12 protein-coding genes are annotated in these 17809 nt (G+C 35.6%); all 12 read left to right on the top strand.

Features of this window, described 5'->3' with window-relative positions; all coding sequences use genetic code 11:
• Window positions 1-7 precede the first annotated feature (7 nt).
• The 12 genes from ETI37_RS01620 to rfbD all read left to right on the top strand — a co-directional run bounded on the left by ETI37_RS01620 (window position 8) and on the right by rfbD (window position 17593).
• Window positions 8-7270: a mucin-binding protein gene (locus ETI37_RS01620; RefSeq protein WP_240404708.1), complete on the top strand. Its 7263-nt coding sequence runs from the start codon at window positions 8-10 to the stop codon at window positions 7268-7270.
• 300 nt (window positions 7271-7570) lie between these two features.
• Window positions 7571-8608 carry an LCP family protein gene (locus tag ETI37_RS01615; protein ID WP_006586643.1) on the top strand — a complete coding sequence of 346 codons (1038 nt, stop codon included), beginning with the start codon at window positions 7571-7573 and terminating at the stop codon, window positions 8606-8608.
• A 14-nt stretch (window positions 8609-8622) separates the two neighbouring features.
• Window positions 8623-9495, top strand: coding sequence for a YveK family protein (locus ETI37_RS01610; protein WP_006586644.1), 873 nt, complete (start codon window positions 8623-8625; stop codon window positions 9493-9495).
• A 5-nt stretch (window positions 9496-9500) separates the two neighbouring features.
• On the top strand, window positions 9501-10277 hold the full coding sequence (locus tag ETI37_RS01605; RefSeq protein ID WP_006586645.1) for a CpsD/CapB family tyrosine-protein kinase: 777 nt from the start codon (window positions 9501-9503) through the stop codon (window positions 10275-10277).
• A 2-nt stretch (window positions 10278-10279) separates the two neighbouring features.
• A complete protein-coding gene (locus tag ETI37_RS01600; RefSeq protein ID WP_006586646.1) occupies window positions 10280-11050 on the top strand; it encodes a tyrosine-protein phosphatase in 771 nt (256 codons plus the stop codon).
• Window positions 11051-11083: 33 nt separating this feature from the next.
• Window positions 11084-11728, top strand: a complete 645-nt coding sequence (locus ETI37_RS01595) for a sugar transferase (RefSeq protein ID WP_034535786.1) — start codon at window positions 11084-11086, stop codon at window positions 11726-11728.
• A gap of 16 nt (window positions 11729-11744) precedes the next feature.
• A complete protein-coding gene (locus ETI37_RS01590; protein WP_006586648.1) occupies window positions 11745-12935 on the top strand; it encodes a hypothetical protein in 1191 nt (396 codons plus the stop codon).
• Window positions 12936-12937: 2 nt separating this feature from the next.
• On the top strand, window positions 12938-13816 hold the full coding sequence (gene rfbA / locus ETI37_RS01585; RefSeq protein ID WP_006586649.1) for a glucose-1-phosphate thymidylyltransferase RfbA: 879 nt from the start codon (window positions 12938-12940) through the stop codon (window positions 13814-13816).
• A gap of 22 nt (window positions 13817-13838) precedes the next feature.
• Window positions 13839-15071 (top strand): beta 1-4 rhamnosyltransferase Cps2T, encoded by a 1233-nt coding sequence (gene cps2T, locus ETI37_RS01580; RefSeq protein ID WP_006586650.1) that lies wholly within the window; start codon window positions 13839-13841, stop codon window positions 15069-15071.
• A complete protein-coding gene (gene rfbC / locus ETI37_RS01575) occupies window positions 15072-15653 on the top strand; it encodes a dTDP-4-dehydrorhamnose 3,5-epimerase (protein WP_006586651.1) in 582 nt (193 codons plus the stop codon).
• Window positions 15654-15664: 11 nt separating this feature from the next.
• A complete protein-coding gene (gene rfbB, locus ETI37_RS01570) occupies window positions 15665-16696 on the top strand; it encodes a dTDP-glucose 4,6-dehydratase (RefSeq protein WP_006586652.1) in 1032 nt (343 codons plus the stop codon).
• 57 nt (window positions 16697-16753) lie between these two features.
• Complete coding sequence (gene rfbD / locus ETI37_RS01565; RefSeq protein WP_006586653.1) at window positions 16754-17593, top strand: dTDP-4-dehydrorhamnose reductase; 840 nt, start codon at window positions 16754-16756, stop codon at window positions 17591-17593.
• The last annotated feature ends 216 nt before the right edge of the window (window positions 17594-17809 follow it).

Raw genomic sequence — 17809 nt, 5'->3', positions numbered from 1 at the left:
TCAGACGGTGACAATCCACTTTAGCCACAAGCACGGGGATGTTGTTGAAAATCAGCCAATTACTAGAACGATTAATCTTCACCAACCGGACGGCACCACCGTTAAGACTGAAGTTCAAACTGGGACTGCTACTAGAACTAACACGAAGGACTTAGTGACTGACACAGTCTTAACTTACGGCAAATGGAGCGGTGGTCTAACTCAATACCAAATTCCACAAATTGAAAACTATGTCAGCCAAGTAGATAATAATGGTACTCGTGTTGATCAGTCATCAATTGATGGCACCAGTTTTAGTGACCAAGACAGTGTCCCAAGTTATAACGCAATTGATGTATATTACCGGACTGTACCAGCATACACGGTTGTTAACTATAAAGACGCTGATGGTAACATTATTAAGACTGAAAACGTTGGTGGTAACGTTGGTGACAAGAAGACGATTACTGCCGATGAAGTTCCAGATGGCTATGAATTAGTTCCTGGTCAAGATACTTCCAAGGAAGTCACTTTAACTAACGATAACCCAGGTCAACCAAAGACCCCTATCGTCTTCAACATCCAGCAAAAAGTTGTTAAGGTCACCCATGATGCACCAAAGAATGCTGGTGACATTATCGAAAAGAACTTCACTTACCCACAAGGTGTGAGTGAAGAAGATTTAAACCGGACCGCCACTAGAACGATTAATGTTATCGACCCAAAGACTGGCAAAACAACTACTTCTAGTCAAACAGTTAAGTTCTACCGTGACGCTACTGTCAATGAAGTAACTGGTAAAGTTGTTTACACCGATTGGCAAATTGCTAGTGACTCACCTCAAAAGTCATGGTCAGCATGGACAATACCGGCAACACCAGGTACTGAGGGTTACATTCCAACTATTTCAAGTTTACCTGCTGAAACGCCAACTGCAGAAACTGGTGATAAGGAATATACAATTACCTACACCAACCAAGCATACACCACACACGTTACCTTTAAAGACGCTGATGGTACTGTTTTACGAGTTCAAACAATCACAGGCGTAACTGGTACCACTGCTAGCGTTGATCAAAAGTTACCAGCTGGCTACAAGTTAAAAGACGGTGAATCAATTCCTACGTCAATTACCTTTGATGGTGATCCAGTTGCTGATAAGGAAATCACCTTAGAACATATTGTTGAGACTTTAACTGATAAGACACCAGATTTTCCAAATGGTTATACTAGTGCTGACTTTAAGCGGACTGTTACTAGAACGATTAATGTTTACTCAACTGATGGACAAAACATTACCAAGACTGTTACCCAAACTGCTACTTTCACGCGGACTGCTACTTACGACAAGGCGACTAACCAAATTACCTTTGGAAATTGGTCAGTTAGTGATGGAAATGCCAACTTTGCCGAATATAATGCTGATCAAATTGATGGCTATACGCCAACAACTAAGGCTAGCGCAGTTACAGTTACTGAAGCTGACGGCAACTCAACCGTTAACATCCACTACACACCAAATGATAGTAAGGTTATTTTTGAAGCCTACGATCAAGCTAGTGGCAAAGACGTCCAGATTGATTTAGACAGTATCGCAACTAACACTGATTTGGCTGGTAAGGTTGACCAAGCTGTTAATGCACAAGATGCTAGTGATCGTGAAGGTAAGATTAAGAACTTACTTATTAAGCTGGGCTACCAATATGTTGAAAATTCAGCTACCCCTACTCCAAGCAAGTTCACAGCTGACACTCAAACAATTAAGCTTTACTTCACTCACCAAACCAGTGAAACGCCAGAAGAAAAGACAGTTACTCGTAAGATTAACATTCCTGGCGAAAACGGTAAGATAATTGAAGTTACTCAAACTGCTACTGTCCATAGAACTAACACTACTGATAAGGTAACTGGGGCAACTACTCCAGGTGAATGGTCTAAGGCAGAATTCCCTGAATATGATGCAAGTCAAGTTGATGGCAAAACTACTTATGTAGATGGTAAAGAAACAACTACTGTTCCAAGTGAAGCAGTTAAGATTGTCAATGGCGTTCCTCAAAATGGCGATGATGTAACTGTTACTTACGAAGCAAATCCTGGTACTCAAACCATCAAGTACGTTGATGAAAAGGGTAATCCGATTAAATTCAGTGATGGTAGTGAAGACCAAGTAATCTCCGGTAAAGTTGGCGAGATTAAGGAAGTTAACACAACTATTCCCGATGGTTATGAATTAGTACCTGGTGAAACTATTCCTGGTGCAATTGACATTAAGAAGACTGATTCGCCAATTATCGTAACCTTAAAGGCTAAGACAGTTACTGTAACTCCAGACAACCCTCAAAATGAAGGCAGCGAAATTCCAGATAACCCTGGTAAGACTTTCCCTAAGGGAGTTAGTGAAAGTGACTTAAACAGAACTGTTACCCGCAAGATTATCGAAGATAAGCCAACGGGCTCAGTCACAGTTAGTGATGAAAGTGTTAAATTTACTCGTACTGCCACTGTTAACGTAGCAACTGGTGCAGTAACTTATAGTGAATGGACGGTTGTTCCAAATACTAACAACAAGTTTAGTGAATATGTTTTAGGCGACAATGATCAAGTATGGGGTTACACTGCTTCACGTTCAAAAGTTGACGAATCAACTCCAAGTGTTGAAGCTGGCGACCAAGAAATTCATATCACTTACGCAAAGGACACTCACACTGTAACTATTGACTACGTTGACTCAGATAACGGTAACGCAATTGTTCACCAAACAATCGTTACTGGTAAGACTGGTGATACTAAGACTGTTACCCCTGAAATTCCTGATGGTTACGAATTAGCTAAGGATTCTTCAGTTCCAGGTTCAGTTGACTTCAGCAAGCCTACTAGTGATCAAACAGTTAAGTTGGTTCACAAAATTACAACTTTAACTGATGAAACTCCTAACTTGCCAAATGGGTTAACTAGTGCTGATTTGAAGCATACTGTAACTAGAACGATTAATGTTTACTCAACCGATGGACAAACCATTACCAAAACAGTTTCTCAAACAGCAACTTTCAAGCGGACTGCTACTTATGATGAAGTATCTAAGAAGATTACTTTAGGTGATTGGACCCTAACTGATGGTGATAGTAACTTTGCAGAATATAATGCAGATCCAATTACTGGTTACACCCCAACTACTAAAGCTGATGCAATTACCGTAAATCGGGACAGTGGCGATTCAACTGTTAACATCTACTACACTCCTGACGATAGTAAGGTTGTTTTTGAAGCTTATGACCAAGCTAGTGGCAAAGACGTCCAGATTGATTTAGACAGTATCGCAACTAATACTGACTTAGCTGGCAAGGTGGATGAAGCAGTTTCAGCAACTGATGCTAGTGATCGTGAAGGTAAGATTAAGAACTTACTTACTAAGCTTGGCTACCAATACGTTGCAAACTCAACTACTCCTACTCCAGACAAGTACACAACTGCTGTTCAAACAATTAAGTTGTACTTCACTCACCAAACTAGTGAAACTCCAGAAGATAAGACTGTAACTAGAGTTATTACTATTCCTCGCGCTGACGGATCAACCGCTAAAGTTACTCAAACCGTCACTGTTCATAGAACTAATACTACTGACAAGGTAACTGGCAAGACTACCCCAGGTGAATGGTCTAAGGCAGAATTCCCTGGTTATGACGCCGGGTCAATTCCTGGTCACACAACTAAGGTTGACGGCCAACCAGCTACTAGTGTACCAAGTGAAGCAGTCAAGATTGTTGATGGTGAACCTCAAAATGGTGATGACGTAACTGTTACTTACGATGCAAATCCAGGTACTCAAACCATCAAGTATGTTGATGAAAATGGCAATCCTGTTGGCAGTGATCAAGTTCTTAAGGGTAATGTTGGAGACAAAGAAACCGTCAACCAAAAGATTGAAGATGGTTATGAATTAACTCCTGGCGAAACAATTCCAAGTTCAGTTGAAATTAAAGATACTGATACTCCAATCATCATTACTTTACGTTCTAAGAAAGTCACTGTAACTCCAGATAATCCAAAGAACCCAGGCGACCCAATCACCGAAGTTCCAGGTAAGACTTACCCTAAGGGAGTTAGTGAAAGTGACTTAAACAGAACTGTTACTCGTAAGATTATCGAAGATAAGCCAGATGGTTCAGTCACAGTTAGTGATGAAAGTGTTAAATTCACTCGTACTGCTACTATTAACGTAGCAACTGGTGCAGTAACTTATAGTGAATGGACAGTTATTCCAAACACTAACAACAAGTTTAGTGAATATGTTTTAGGCGACAGCGATCAGGTTACTGGCTACACTGCAAGTAGAACTAAGGTTGACGAATCAACTCCAAGTGTTGAAGCTGGCGACCAAGAAATCCACATTACCTACACCAAGACTAACCAAACAGCTACTATCAACTACGTAGATACTGAAAATGGAGACGCAATTATCCATCAAAACGTCATCACTGGTAGATATGGTGATAAGAAGGAAGTTCCATCAGAAATTCCAGATGGATATGAAATCGCTAAAGATTCTAGTGAACCAAAAGAAATTGACTTTAGTAAGCCAACTGGTGACATTACTGTTAAATTAGTTCACAAGACTACTACTTATACTGGTGACGAACCAGATTTACCAGAAGGCGTTGTTAAGACTGACTTACAAAAGACCGTTACTCGGGTAGTTACTGTCTATGAACCAGATGGTAAGACTGTTCAATCAACCAAGACAGATCAAGCAACCTTCAAACGGACTTTAACTGTTGATCAAGTTACTGGTGGATTTACTTGGTCACCTTGGACAACTAGCGACAAGACTACCTTTGATGCTGTTCAAGGAACTGAAAAGACCGGCTACGTTGCACAAAGTACACCAAGTGTCACAGTTAATGAAAATAGTAGTGATATGGACATCAATCTTTACTACTTGCCATTAACTCAACAAGTTACGGTTGAAACTTTTGATAATCAAACTGGCAAAGAAGTTGAATTGCCAATTCCAGCTGGTTTTGGTAAGGCAATTACTGGTAACACTAATCATGAAGTTCCAGCACAAAAACTGAACGACTACATTGCCGCTTTAAAGGAATTCTTTGGTGACAAGGGATACCAGTTTGTTTCTCAAAGTACCGATCCTACTAACTTTGGTACCAAAGACCAAGTTATTAAGTTAATCTTTAACCACCCAGGTATTGATGTTTCAAACACTGATCCTGACGCAAAGAAGCTTGTTACTCGAACTATCACCATTAAATACCCTGGTGGTAAGACCCAAGAAATCACCCAAACTGCAGTTGCAACTAGAACTGCTACCAAAGATCCAGTTACAAAAGAAGTAACTTATGGCGATTGGACTGGTGGCTTCAAAGAGTTCACCGCCCCAGTTCTTCCAAACTATGTAAGCCAAGTTGATGGTAAAGATGCTGAAAGTGTTCCATCAGTCACATTTGATAAGAACCATGAACCAAGTGATGCTTCAGCCACAATTGATTACCACACTAAGCCAAGTACCCAAACCATTAAATACATTAACGACAAGGGTGAAGTTGTTAAAACTCAAGTAATCGACGGAAATATTGGCGATACTCATAAAGTTACCGGTGAAATTCCAACTGGATATGAAGTTGCTAAGGGCTTTACTATTCCTGGCGAAGTAACTATCCAGCCAAATGATAACCCAATTTTAATCCCAATTATTTCTAAAACTGTAGAAGTTAGTCACACTGATCCTAAGAACCCTGGAGATGAAATTCCTAATAATCCTGGAAAGACCTTCCCAGATGGTGTTAAGAAGATTGATTTAAACAGAGATGTTACTCGTAAGATTATTGAACACAAGCCTTCTGGCGATGTAACTGTTCAAGATCAAACAGTACACTTTGTTCGGGATGCAAAAGTTAATGTTGATACTGGTGAAATCACATACACTGAATGGAAAGTTGATGGTGACCGCAGTAAGTTCGACGAATACACTTTAGGTTTAAACGATCAAGTTCCAGGTTACATTGCTAGCCGGATTAAGATTGATGCTTCAACTCCAAGTGAGAATGCTGGCGACCAAGTAATTGATGTTGACTATCGTCCAATTCAAACTATCAAGTTCAGAGCAATTGACAAAGATGGTAATGATGCCGAAATTCCTCTTAAGAATGCCAGCTTAGCTACTTTGATTTCTGGTGAAGGAGGCGACAAGGTTGATGACAAGCAAGTCTACAGTTATGTTCAAGCCATTAGATCAGAACTTGAACCACGTGGCTATGAATTTATCAATTACGACAATATTCCTGAACTTATCAAAGAAATTAAAGATGGAATAATTAACGTTTACTTCAAACATCAAATTATTCCTGTTAAACCTGGTGAAGGTAAGACTCCTGAAGAACCAGTTCGTCCTGGCGACCCAGAGAGTCCTAAATACCCAGAAGGTGTAGAAAATAAAGATTTGACTACACCAATAACTCGGATAATTAATGTCAAGTATCCAGCTGGCTATTCTGAAGGTGGTTCAAATGCTGAACATACTGAAACTCAAACTCAGGTTGTTCAATACAAGCGGACTGCTCAAGTTGATAAGGTAACTGGTAAATTACTTGGATATACTGATGGTGAAGCTATAGGAACTGATACTTGGTCAGAATATGTTCCTGATGTTGCCAAAGGATATGGCTTGACTAAGGAAAGTGAACAAGCTCCTGAAGTTCATGTTAAGGAAAATGACAAAGATGTTGTTGTCAACATGGAAATTGTTCCACTTCCACAAAAATTAATTGTTAAAGCTTATGATGCTGGCAAGAAAGTGGTTGTGGAAGTACCATTTGATGGTGTGACTTACCAAACTATCGACTCAGAAACAGTTAAGAAGACTGTTGATGATGCATTGAAGGATAAAGGTTATATAGCAGATTGGACTGGGGTTGAAATTCCAACTCGCTATGACAATGATGTGGATGTGGATCAAATTGTTGAATTACACACTAATTTGATTCCAAGTCCAACACCAGAGCAACCAACTCAACCCGAGAAGTCAAACGATAATGCTGGCAAGACACCAGAATCACCTGCCAAATCAACCGGAAAGCAGGATGAACCAAAGGCTACTACTCCGTTAACCCCTGAAGCAAATATCCATAAGGATGTAGCTAAGAAGATTACTAGTTCTTCATCTAAACTCCCACAAACTGGTAATGAAAGTTCATCTACTGTCGGCTTAGGACTCGCAGCAATGGCTGTTGCAAGCCTAATTGGTTTGGCTGGTAAGAAAAGAAAAAAAGACGATAAATAATAAATAGATTTTAATAATCTTTTTCACAGAATCGATGAAAGTCGATTCTGTTTTTTTATTGCTATAAATTAAAGTTCTGAAGTAATAAAAAATATTTATGGATAGATAAAGATTGATTTATATTTATATTTTTAAATATAAAAAATAAATATAACATTTAAAAATGTAAACCATTTACATAATTTTCCCGATATTTTTTGCTTTTTCTATAGAAAAGCCCTTGCGTAAGCAATATTGGGGGGGGGTAAAATGGACTTTGTACGCTTTAGAAAAAATTAATAAATAAAAGGGGTATGGAAGTTGGAAAATAATGAAGTGAAACATCATCACCACCATCATCACCACCGTCATCATCGTAAGTTTTGGCGTGGATTCTGGGTGGTATTTGGTGTTGTAGTTTTAGCTGGATTCATTGCTTGTGGGATGATTTATAAGAACTTACGTGATACAGCTAATAAAATGTATACTCCAGTTGCTAAAAACACTACTAGCAATAAGAATCGTTCGCTTGATAGTGTGTTAGCAGCTAAAAAGCCAATCAATATTTTATTGTTAGGAACTGATACAGGAGCAATGGGGCGTGACTGGCGTGGTAGAACTGACACAATTATGATGTTGGCTATTAATCCTAATAGTAATAAGACGACAATTGTTTCTATTCCAAGAGACTCTAATGCAATTTTCCCAGATTATCCAGAATATGGAGTGACTAAGATTAATTCCGCATATACTCTTGGAGGAGTTAGCGAAACTATTAAGACTTTAGATAAATACTATAGTGTGCCAATTGATGGCTACATTATGATTAATATGGGTGGCCTTGAAAAGGCAATTGATCAAGTAGGGGGAGTAACTGTTACTTCACCACTTACATTTGATAATCAAGGTTACTCATTTGAAAAAGGCAAAACTTATCACATGAAAGGGAAGAAGGCTTTAGCCTTTGTCCAACTTCGTCATGGGGATCCAATGCAAGATTACGGTCGTCAAGTTCGTAATCGTTTAGTTGTGATGGCCCTTCTTAAAAAGTCCATTTCGCCAAGTACATTAGTAAATACTGGCTTTTTGAAATCTATTTCTGATGAGATGCAAACTGATTTAACTATGAATCAAATGTATAAAATTGGTATGGATTATCGTCACGCTACTGATAACTTAACACAAGATCATGCACAAGGAACAAGTAAAATGACTAATAATCCTAAGTTTGGCCAAATGGAAATCGAAGTCATCAGTCAAGAAGAAAGACAAAGAGTCTCTGATGAAATTAGATCAACTTTGGACTTAGCAAAGGTGCAAGTCAAAGAGAATAAAGCTAGCTATATTATGAATAATTAAAAGGAAACTGATTAATGGAGCAAATACACGAAAACAATACAATTGATTTAGCACAATTATTAAAGTTACTTCGTCGACACATTGGATCACTATTAATTTGGAGTTTGGGTTTTGCAATCATTGCTTGGGGAGTATCAAGCTTTATGATTCAGCCCAAGTATTCAGCAAGTACTCAGCTTTTAGTTAATCAAAAGACTGATGAAAAAAATATTGGGGCAGCATATACTCTGCAACAAGCTAATATGCAAGTTATTACAACCTACAAAGATATTGTTACTAGTCCCAAGATTTTAAAAGCAGCTTCCAAGCAACTTGCTAATCCTGTAAAGGTTGTTAAAGAAGCTGTTCCAGCTAAATATGAAACATTAGCTGATGGAACGAAAAAATTAGTTAAAAAGGCTCAGCCAGCAGTTCTTGAACGTTCTGGTAAGTCATATACTATTTCAGCAACTGAATTAAGCAAGGCAATTTCTGTTTCAACTCAACAACAATCACAAGTATTCTCAATTAAAGCAACATCCGACACCCCTGAAAAGGCACAAGCTGAAGCTAATGCCGTTGCTCAGACTTTTAAAACTGAGATTCCTGAAATTATGAGTGTTAACAATGTGACGGTTATTGCTGATGCAAACAATGGAACTCAAACATTTCCTAATGTGAGATTATTTACGATTGCAGGATTTGTCTTAGGTTTTGTAATTTGCTTATTTGTCATCATCTTAAAAGAAATGCTCAATACAACTGTGCGTGATGATGAATTTATGACTAAGACATTAGGTTTGACTAACTTGGGTCAAATTGATCACTACCATTTATCTAACTCATTTAAAATTACTAGAGTTACGAAATCACCAAGTTCAAGCAGAATTAGAAGTAGGAGAGTTTAGAGTATATGGCATTATTTAGAAAAAAACGTGGTACAGATGAAACTATGCACTATGGTGCTAAGTTGATTACTGTTGCTAAACCACAGAGTCAAACAACTGAACAGTTCAGAACAGTTAGAACTAATATTAATTTTAAAGCAATTGATCATGATATTAATACCTTAGCATTTACTTCTGCTGCTATTAGTGAAGGTAAGTCAACAGTTGCAGCTAATGTTGCCATTACTTATGCTCAATCAGGTAAAAAGACTTTGTTAATTGATGGTGACTTGCGTCGACCAACTGTTCACAGTACGTTTTCTTTGACTAATCGTCGAGGACTTACTTCTATTCTTACTTCAGATAGTAATGAGTTAAATTTAGATGAGTTTACTCAAGACAGTGGAATTGAAAATTTGTCTATTTTAACCGCAGGGCCTATTCCACCTAATCCAGCTGAACTTGTTGGCTCTAAAAGAATGAAAACTTTTATCGACCTTGTTAGAAATTACTATGAGATGGTAATTATCGACTTGGCTCCAATTCTTGAAGTTTCTGATACACAAGAATTAGCAAGAAAACTTGATGGTGTTGTATTAGTAGTTCGCCAAGGTAAGACCCAAAAGCAAGCTGTTAAACGAGCAGTTGAAATGTTAGAAATTGCTCAAGCCCATGTACTCGGATATATTATGAATGATGTTAAATCTGAAGATGCTGGCTATGGCTATGGTTATGGTTACGGTTATGGTTATGGTGAACCAGAGAAGGAAAAGAAGAGTATCTTCTCATGGATGAATAAATAAAAATGGTTTTAGTAGATATTCACTGTCATATCTTGCCAGGAATTGATGATGGGGCAAAAGACTGGATGACATCAATGAAACTAGCACGGGAAGCTGTTCAAAATGGTGTTACACATGCTGTCGTCACACCTCATACTCTAAACGGCAAGTATTTAAATCATAAAAAAGATGTTATTCGTTTAACTGAAAATTTTCAAGAAATGCTAGATGAAGCGCATCTTCCTTTGACTGTTTTTCCAGGAATGGAAGTTCGCATCAATAGTAAGTTACTTGAAGCAATTGCAAATGATGATATTTTGTTTTGCGATGAAGAAGGTAAATATATGCTTTTGGAATTTCCAAGTAATGATGTACCTTCATATAGTAGTGGCATGGTTTATGAATTATTACGGGAGGGAATTACGCCAGTTATTGTGCACCCAGAACGTAATACCAAGATTATGCAAAAACCAGAGTTATTACAAGGTTTTATTGAGCAGGGGTGCTTAGTTCAGATTACTGCCTCATCATATACTGGGATTTTTGGATCAAAGGTAGAAAAATTTACTCGCCAGCTTATTAAGGCAGGGCAAGGTTGCACTTTTGCTTCTGATGCTCATGACTTACCTAACCGCCAATATCAGTTAAGTGAAGCTTATGACAAGCTTGAACGAGAATTTGACAAGAATTTGGCGAATTCTTGGAAAGAAAACGCAAAAAATATTATTAATGGTGAACCAGTGGAGATGCACTGGAGACCATTGAAACAAGGAAGATTTTTGGGATTGTTTTAAATTTGTAGGTAGGAGGAGAAGGAATTGGAATCTATGATTCATGTCAGACTGGATAAAGAAAAAATCCGTGAAAGATATTTATATTATTTCTCTAAGAGAACGTTTGATGTCATTGCGAGTGCAATTGCTTTAGTACTCTTATCCCCACTGTTTCTATATCTTATTTATAGGATTAGAAAAGAAGATGGTGGCAAAGCCATATACTCACAAACCCGTGTTGGTAAAGATGGTCAAACATTTAGAATGTATAAGTTTCGTTCAATGGTTGTTAATGCCGATCAAATGCTTGATCAATTAAAAGACCAAAACGAAGTTAATGGGGCAATGTTTAAAATTAAGAATGACCCAAGAGTTACTAAAATTGGGCATACAATTAGAAAATATAGTCTTGATGAGCTTCCACAACTTTGGAATGTTTTGCTTGGTGACATGTCATTAGTTGGACCACGTCCACCTTTGCCATCAGAAGTGGCTGAATATACAGACTATGATAAGCAACGATTATTAGTTGTGCCAGGTTGTACAGGCCTTTGGCAAGCAACTAAGCGTAATAATGCAGATTTTGATGAGATGGTTGAACTTGATCTTGAATACATTAAGAAGAGTGGTTTCTTCTATGATATGTATATTATTTTTAAGACAATTATGGTCATGATTCATCCAAATGGAGCGTATTAAGTAAGGAAGATAGATAGTGCAAAAATCGCTTACGTTTAGTTTAAGCAGAAAAAATATTGAAAGCTTTCTGTTTATTCTAGGATTTGCAATAGAAATTTCCGGCTTCTTCTTGGGAGCAACGACATTTAGATATGTTTATGGAATAACGATTTTTAATCAAATTAAATTACTAGGAATGCTAATACTGTTAGTTAAAGTGATCTTTTTTTCACGTTATACTTCAAAAGAATTTTTACTTTTTACAATTTTACTTATAATAAGTGCAGCAATTGCTAAAAATACGAATAGCAATTTAGTTTATTATCTTATAACAGTTGTGGGTTCAAAAAATATAAAGTTTAGTAATATATTAAAGACACAGTTATGTATTATAACCCCTTTGATTTTGATAATGGTTTATTGTGCTGTAAAAGGGGCTATTTTAAATCTACCTTTCATTTCAAATAATCATTCATATTTTGCATATGGGTACATGTATACAACTGACTTTGCGGCACAAATTTTTTATATTATTTTAGGATATTCAGTATTAAGAAGATTTAAATTTAATTTATTTGAGTATTTGCTGCTATTGTATTTGTCCTACTTTGTTTATTTAAAGTTAGGAGCAAAATTGGATACAGTATTAATATTATTAATAATCCTTATAAGTTTATTTTTTAAGAAATTAATTTTATATAATTTCAATACAATAGAAAGAAAAACCATTCCATTATTTGCGCTTTGTTTGGTATTCTTATTCTTTATTTTGGGATATTTTTATAATGGAAGTGACATCTATGTATCTTTAGATCGATTTTTTACTAACAGAATTTCTCAAATTAATTTGGGCTTTTCTCGATATTCATTCACACTTTTGGGACAAAGTTTAAATATGATTGGTAATGGTGGACTTTATGGATACAGTCACAGCTTTTTAAAATTTGATTATTTCTATATTGATAATTCTTTTGTTTATATTGCACTAGAATATGGGGTAATTTCTTTCATTATTATTATTTTTGCTATAATCTTTGCTCTTAAAAAATTTGGAGATGAAAAGAAAAATTTATTGGTAATTTATTTACTGTTTGCAATTATTAGCTCGATTATAGATCAAAACTTTTTAGTAATTAATTGTAACTTATTATTTTTAGCATTATTTGCAAAAACAGATGATTTTTTGAATTTAAATAATTTAAAAAATAAAGAATTAAAGAGGGTGTAATTTTGAAAGGAATAATTCTTGCCGGAGGTTCTGGTACAAGACTTTATCCAATAACTAGAGGAATTTCTAAACAACTGATACCTATATATGATAAACCTATGATTTATTATCCTTTGTCTACTTTAATGCTAGCAGGGATTAGGGATATTTTGATTATCTCCACTCCAGAATTTTTACATTTTTTTGAGCATTTATTAGGTGATGGAAGTCATCTCGGAATTAATCTGAGTTATAAAGAACAAAAAGAACCAAATGGTTTGGCTGAAGCTTTTATTATTGGTGCTGATTTTATTGGAAAAGACTCTGTTTGTTTAGCTCTGGGAGATAATATTTATTATGGTAGTGGTCTTTCTGCACTTCTTCAAGATGCTACTAAAAAAGATGAAGGAGCGATTGTGTTCGGTTATCATGTCAATGACCCACAAAGATTTGGTGTTGTGGAATTTGATGAAAATATGCATGCACTTTCAATAGAAGAAAAACCTCAGAATCCTAAGAGCAATTATGCAGTGACTGGATTATATTTTTATGATAATAATGTTGTCGATATTGCAGCAAATTTAAAACCATCAGACCGTGGAGAGTTAGAAGTCACCGATATAAATAAAGAATATTTAAATAGGGGCAAGTTAGATGTCAAAGTGATGGGAAGAGGTTATGCTTGGCTTGATACAGGGACGCATGATTCAATGCTTGAAGCATCTAGCTTTATTGCCACTATTCAAAAGCGTCAAAATCTTAAAGTTGCTTGTATTGAAGAAATAGCTTATCGAATGGGTTGGATTTCAAAGCAAAAATTAGTTGAACTTGCTCAAAATTTAAAGAAAAACGACTACGGTCAATATTTGTTGCGCTTAGTGAAAGAAAAAAATCATGAATAATGAGAGGATTTAAAACTAATAAATGAATTTCCAACATGTTTTTATTATTGGAGCAAAGGGTATTGGTAACTACGGCGGTTATGAAACTTTTTTGCAAAAATTAATTGAATATCATCAAAATAATAAGAAAATTAAGTACCATATTGCATGTAAAGCAAACGGCCAAGGTTTTATGGATGAACACAAACTTCCTGGAGCTGTAACAGTTGATGACAGACACTTTACTTATTATAATGCAGATTGCTTTAAAATAGACATACCGGAAAAATTGGGACCAGCACAGGCAATTTATTATGATTTAGCAGCGCTTAAAGAATGCATTAAGCAATGTAAGAAGCAAAATATAAATAATCCAATTGTTTACATCTTGGCTTGTCGCATTGGACCATTTATGGGGAAATATGTCCAGAAAATTCATGAACTAGGTGGAAAGGTATTCGTAAATCCTGATGGTCATGAATGGAAACGGGCAAAGCGGTCTAAACCAGTACGTTGGTATTGGAAAACGTCAGAAGCCTTAATGGTTAAAAAGGCAGATTTGTTAGTTTGTGATTCTGTAAATATTGAAAAATATATAAAACACGAATATTCGAAATACACACCTAAAACAACGTATATTGCTTACGGTTCAGATGTTTTTCCTTCTGAATTGGCTGATGATAGTGATATTTTTGTAAACTGGTTATCAGATAAAGGCCTTAAATCATTTAATTATTATTTGATTGTCGGAAGATTTGTTCCAGAAAATAATTTCGAAACAATGATACGAGAATTTATGAAATCAAATAGTAAAAAAGACTTAGCAATAATTACTACCCGTGATGATGCATTTTTGAGTGAATTGAATCAAAAATTAAACTTTAAACAAGATTCAAGAATTAAATTTGTGGGAACTGTCTACAATGCTGAACTTTTAAAGAAAATTAGAGAAAATGCTTATGGTTATTTGCATGGGCACTCAGTTGGTGGTACTAATCCTTCTCTTCTTGAGGCACTTGGAAGTACAAAATTAAATTTACTATTAAATATTGGATTTAATGAAGAAGTTGGAAAAAGTGCTGCACTGTATTGGTCAAAAGAAGCTGGAAATTTAGCTAATTTAATTAATAGAGTAGATAATTTTAGCAAAACTGAGATTGATCAGTTTGGAGAAAAAGCTAAGCAAAGGATTAAAGATGCGTATAGTTGGCAATATATTGCTGATTGTTATGACAAACTCTTTTATAATGTAGATAAAATAAAGGAAGTACAATAAATGGGAAAGTTGATTGTAAAAGGAACTAATTTGCAAGATGTTAAAATAATCACTCCAGCTGTTTTTGGAGATCATAGAGGATTTTTTACTGAGACATATTCAGATCGTGACTTCAAAGCAGCGGGCATTAATTTCAACTTTATTCAAGATAACCAGTCCTTATCTACTCAAGCAGGAGTTTTACGTGGTTTACATTTTCAACGTGGTAAAGCAGCACAAACAAAATTAATTAGAGTTGCTACAGGAGCTGTGTTGGATGTTATTGTTGACTTACGTAAAGGTTCGCCCACTTATAAACAATGGGAAGGATATATTTTATCTGAAAGCAATCACAGACAATTACTAGTTCCAAGAGGGTTTGCACATGGTTTTGTGACATTGACGGATAATGTTAATTTCTTATATAAGTGTGACAATTATTATAATGCGGAAGCAGATGGAGGTATTTCTTTTAAGACACCTGAATTAAATATTGATTGGCCAATTGATTTAGATAAAGCTATAACTTCTGAGAAAGATGCTAATCAACCAACTTTAACAGAATTTGAAAAAGATAATCCGTTTGTTTATGGTGAGATTTAGGAGGTGTAACTTTGTTTAAGAATATTATTGTTACTGGTGGGGCTGGATTTATAGGTTCTAACTTTGTTCATTATGTAGTCAAGAATCATCCGGACGTTTTTGTAACAGTTTTAGACAAGTTAACTTATGCTGGTAATAAAGAAAATTTAGCTGGATTACCTTCTGATCGCGTAAAGTTAGTAGTTGGTGATATTTGTGACAAGGAATTAGTAGATGAATTAGTACAAAAGGCTGATGCAGTAGTACATTATGCTGCTGAAAGTCACAATGATAATTCTTTATTAAATCCAGAACCCTTTATTCAAACCAATATTGTTGGAACTTCTGTTTTAATTTCGGCTTGTGCCAAATATGATGTTCGTTTTCATCATATTTCAACTGATGAAGTGTATGGCGATTTACCTTTGAGGGATGACTTACCAGGACATGGAGAAGGACCAGGAGAAAAGTTTACTCCAGATATGAGATACAATCCAAGTAGTCCATATTCTTCTTCTAAAGCAAGTTCTGATCTTTTAGTTAGAGCTTGGGTTCGTTCATTTGGTTTACGTGCAACTATTTCTAATTGTTCTAATAACTATGGTCCATATCAACATATTGAAAAGTTTATTCCAAGACAAATAACTAATATCTTAAGTGGAATTAGACCTAAGCTTTACGGTACTGGTAAAAATGTTAGAGATTGGATTCACACTAATGATCATTCTAGTGCAGTTTGGAAAATTTTAACTGAAGGTAAAATTGGTGAAACTTACTTGATTGGTGCAGATGGTGAAAAGAATAATAAAGAAGTATTGGAATTAATTCTAAAATTAATGGGTCAACCATCTGATGCATATGATCAAGTAAGAGATCGCCCAGGTCATGATTTGCGTTATGCAATTGATTCAAGCAAATTACGCAATGAATTAGGATGGGAACCGCGGTATACAAATTTTGAAGAAGGCTTACAGTCGACAATTGATTGGTATACTAATCATCGTGATTGGTGGGAAGCTCAGAAAACAGCCGTTGAAGCAAAATATGCTAAAAATGGCCAATAAACATGCGACCCTAAGGTTTTTCCTTAGGGTTTTATTTTTGAGATTTAAAGGGAAAATATGCGAATTTTAATTACAGGTGCCAATGGCCAACTGGGTCAAGAATTACAGCATTTATTAAGAAGTAGAGGCATTGATGATTTTGATGCGGCTGATAGAACTAAATTAGACATTACAGATGAAAGTAAAGTAGAAGAATATTTTGCTGATAATAAACCTAAAATAGTTTATCATTGTGCAGCTTATACGGCTGTTGATGCGGCTGAAGGTGAAGGAAAACTACTTAATGAAAAAGTTAATGCCTTAGGATCTGAAATTATTGCAAAAGCTTGCGAAAAATATAATTCAACTTTAGTTTATATCAGTACTGATTACGTATTTGATGGTAGCAAAGAATCTGGTGAATATATGCCCTCTGATCCAACTGGTCCAAGAAATGAATATGGTCGAGCAAAATTACTAGGTGAAAAAGCAGTAAAAAAATATTGTAGTAAGTATTTTATTGTTAGAACAGCTTGGGTTTATGGCGAATATGGCCATAACTTTGTTTATACAATGCTTAATTTGGCAAAAACACATAAACAATTAACAGTTGTTTCTGATCAAATTGGTCGTCCAACATGGACAAAAACATTAGCAGATTTCATTACTTATTTAGTAGATAACAAAGTAGCTTATGGAACTTATCAATGTTCAAATGATGGAATTTGTTCTTGGTATGATTTCGCAAAAGAAATTTTAAAAGACAAAGACGTAGAAGTTTTGCCAGTTTCTTCAGAGGAATATCCAACTGTAGCATACCGGCCTCATTATTCTGTAATGCATTTAGCAAAAGAAACAGGATTTGAATTTCCAATGTGGAAAGATGCATTGCATGAATTTTTATTGAGTATTGATTAATAAAGTTATAGTAAGTGAGGAAATAAAATTGCCCCAAATTAATTCAGATGTTTCTCAGCATGATAAATTAGTTATTTATAAAAATGTAGCAATAAAACTTGTTCGAGGAGTTTTAAACAAACTATTTTTTGGAAAATCGGAGACTGTAAAATAGTTTGTGTAAGGATGAATAATTCCTTAAATTTATTTCTTAAAACATTAGAAAAAGGAGTTCCT

It is taken from the genome of Lactobacillus mulieris (assembly GCF_007095465.1).
Classification (GTDB): Bacteria; Bacillota; Bacilli; order Lactobacillales; family Lactobacillaceae; genus Lactobacillus; species Lactobacillus mulieris.
Note: the sequence above shows the minus strand (reverse complement) of the source record. Positions and strands in the feature narration are given on the sequence as shown.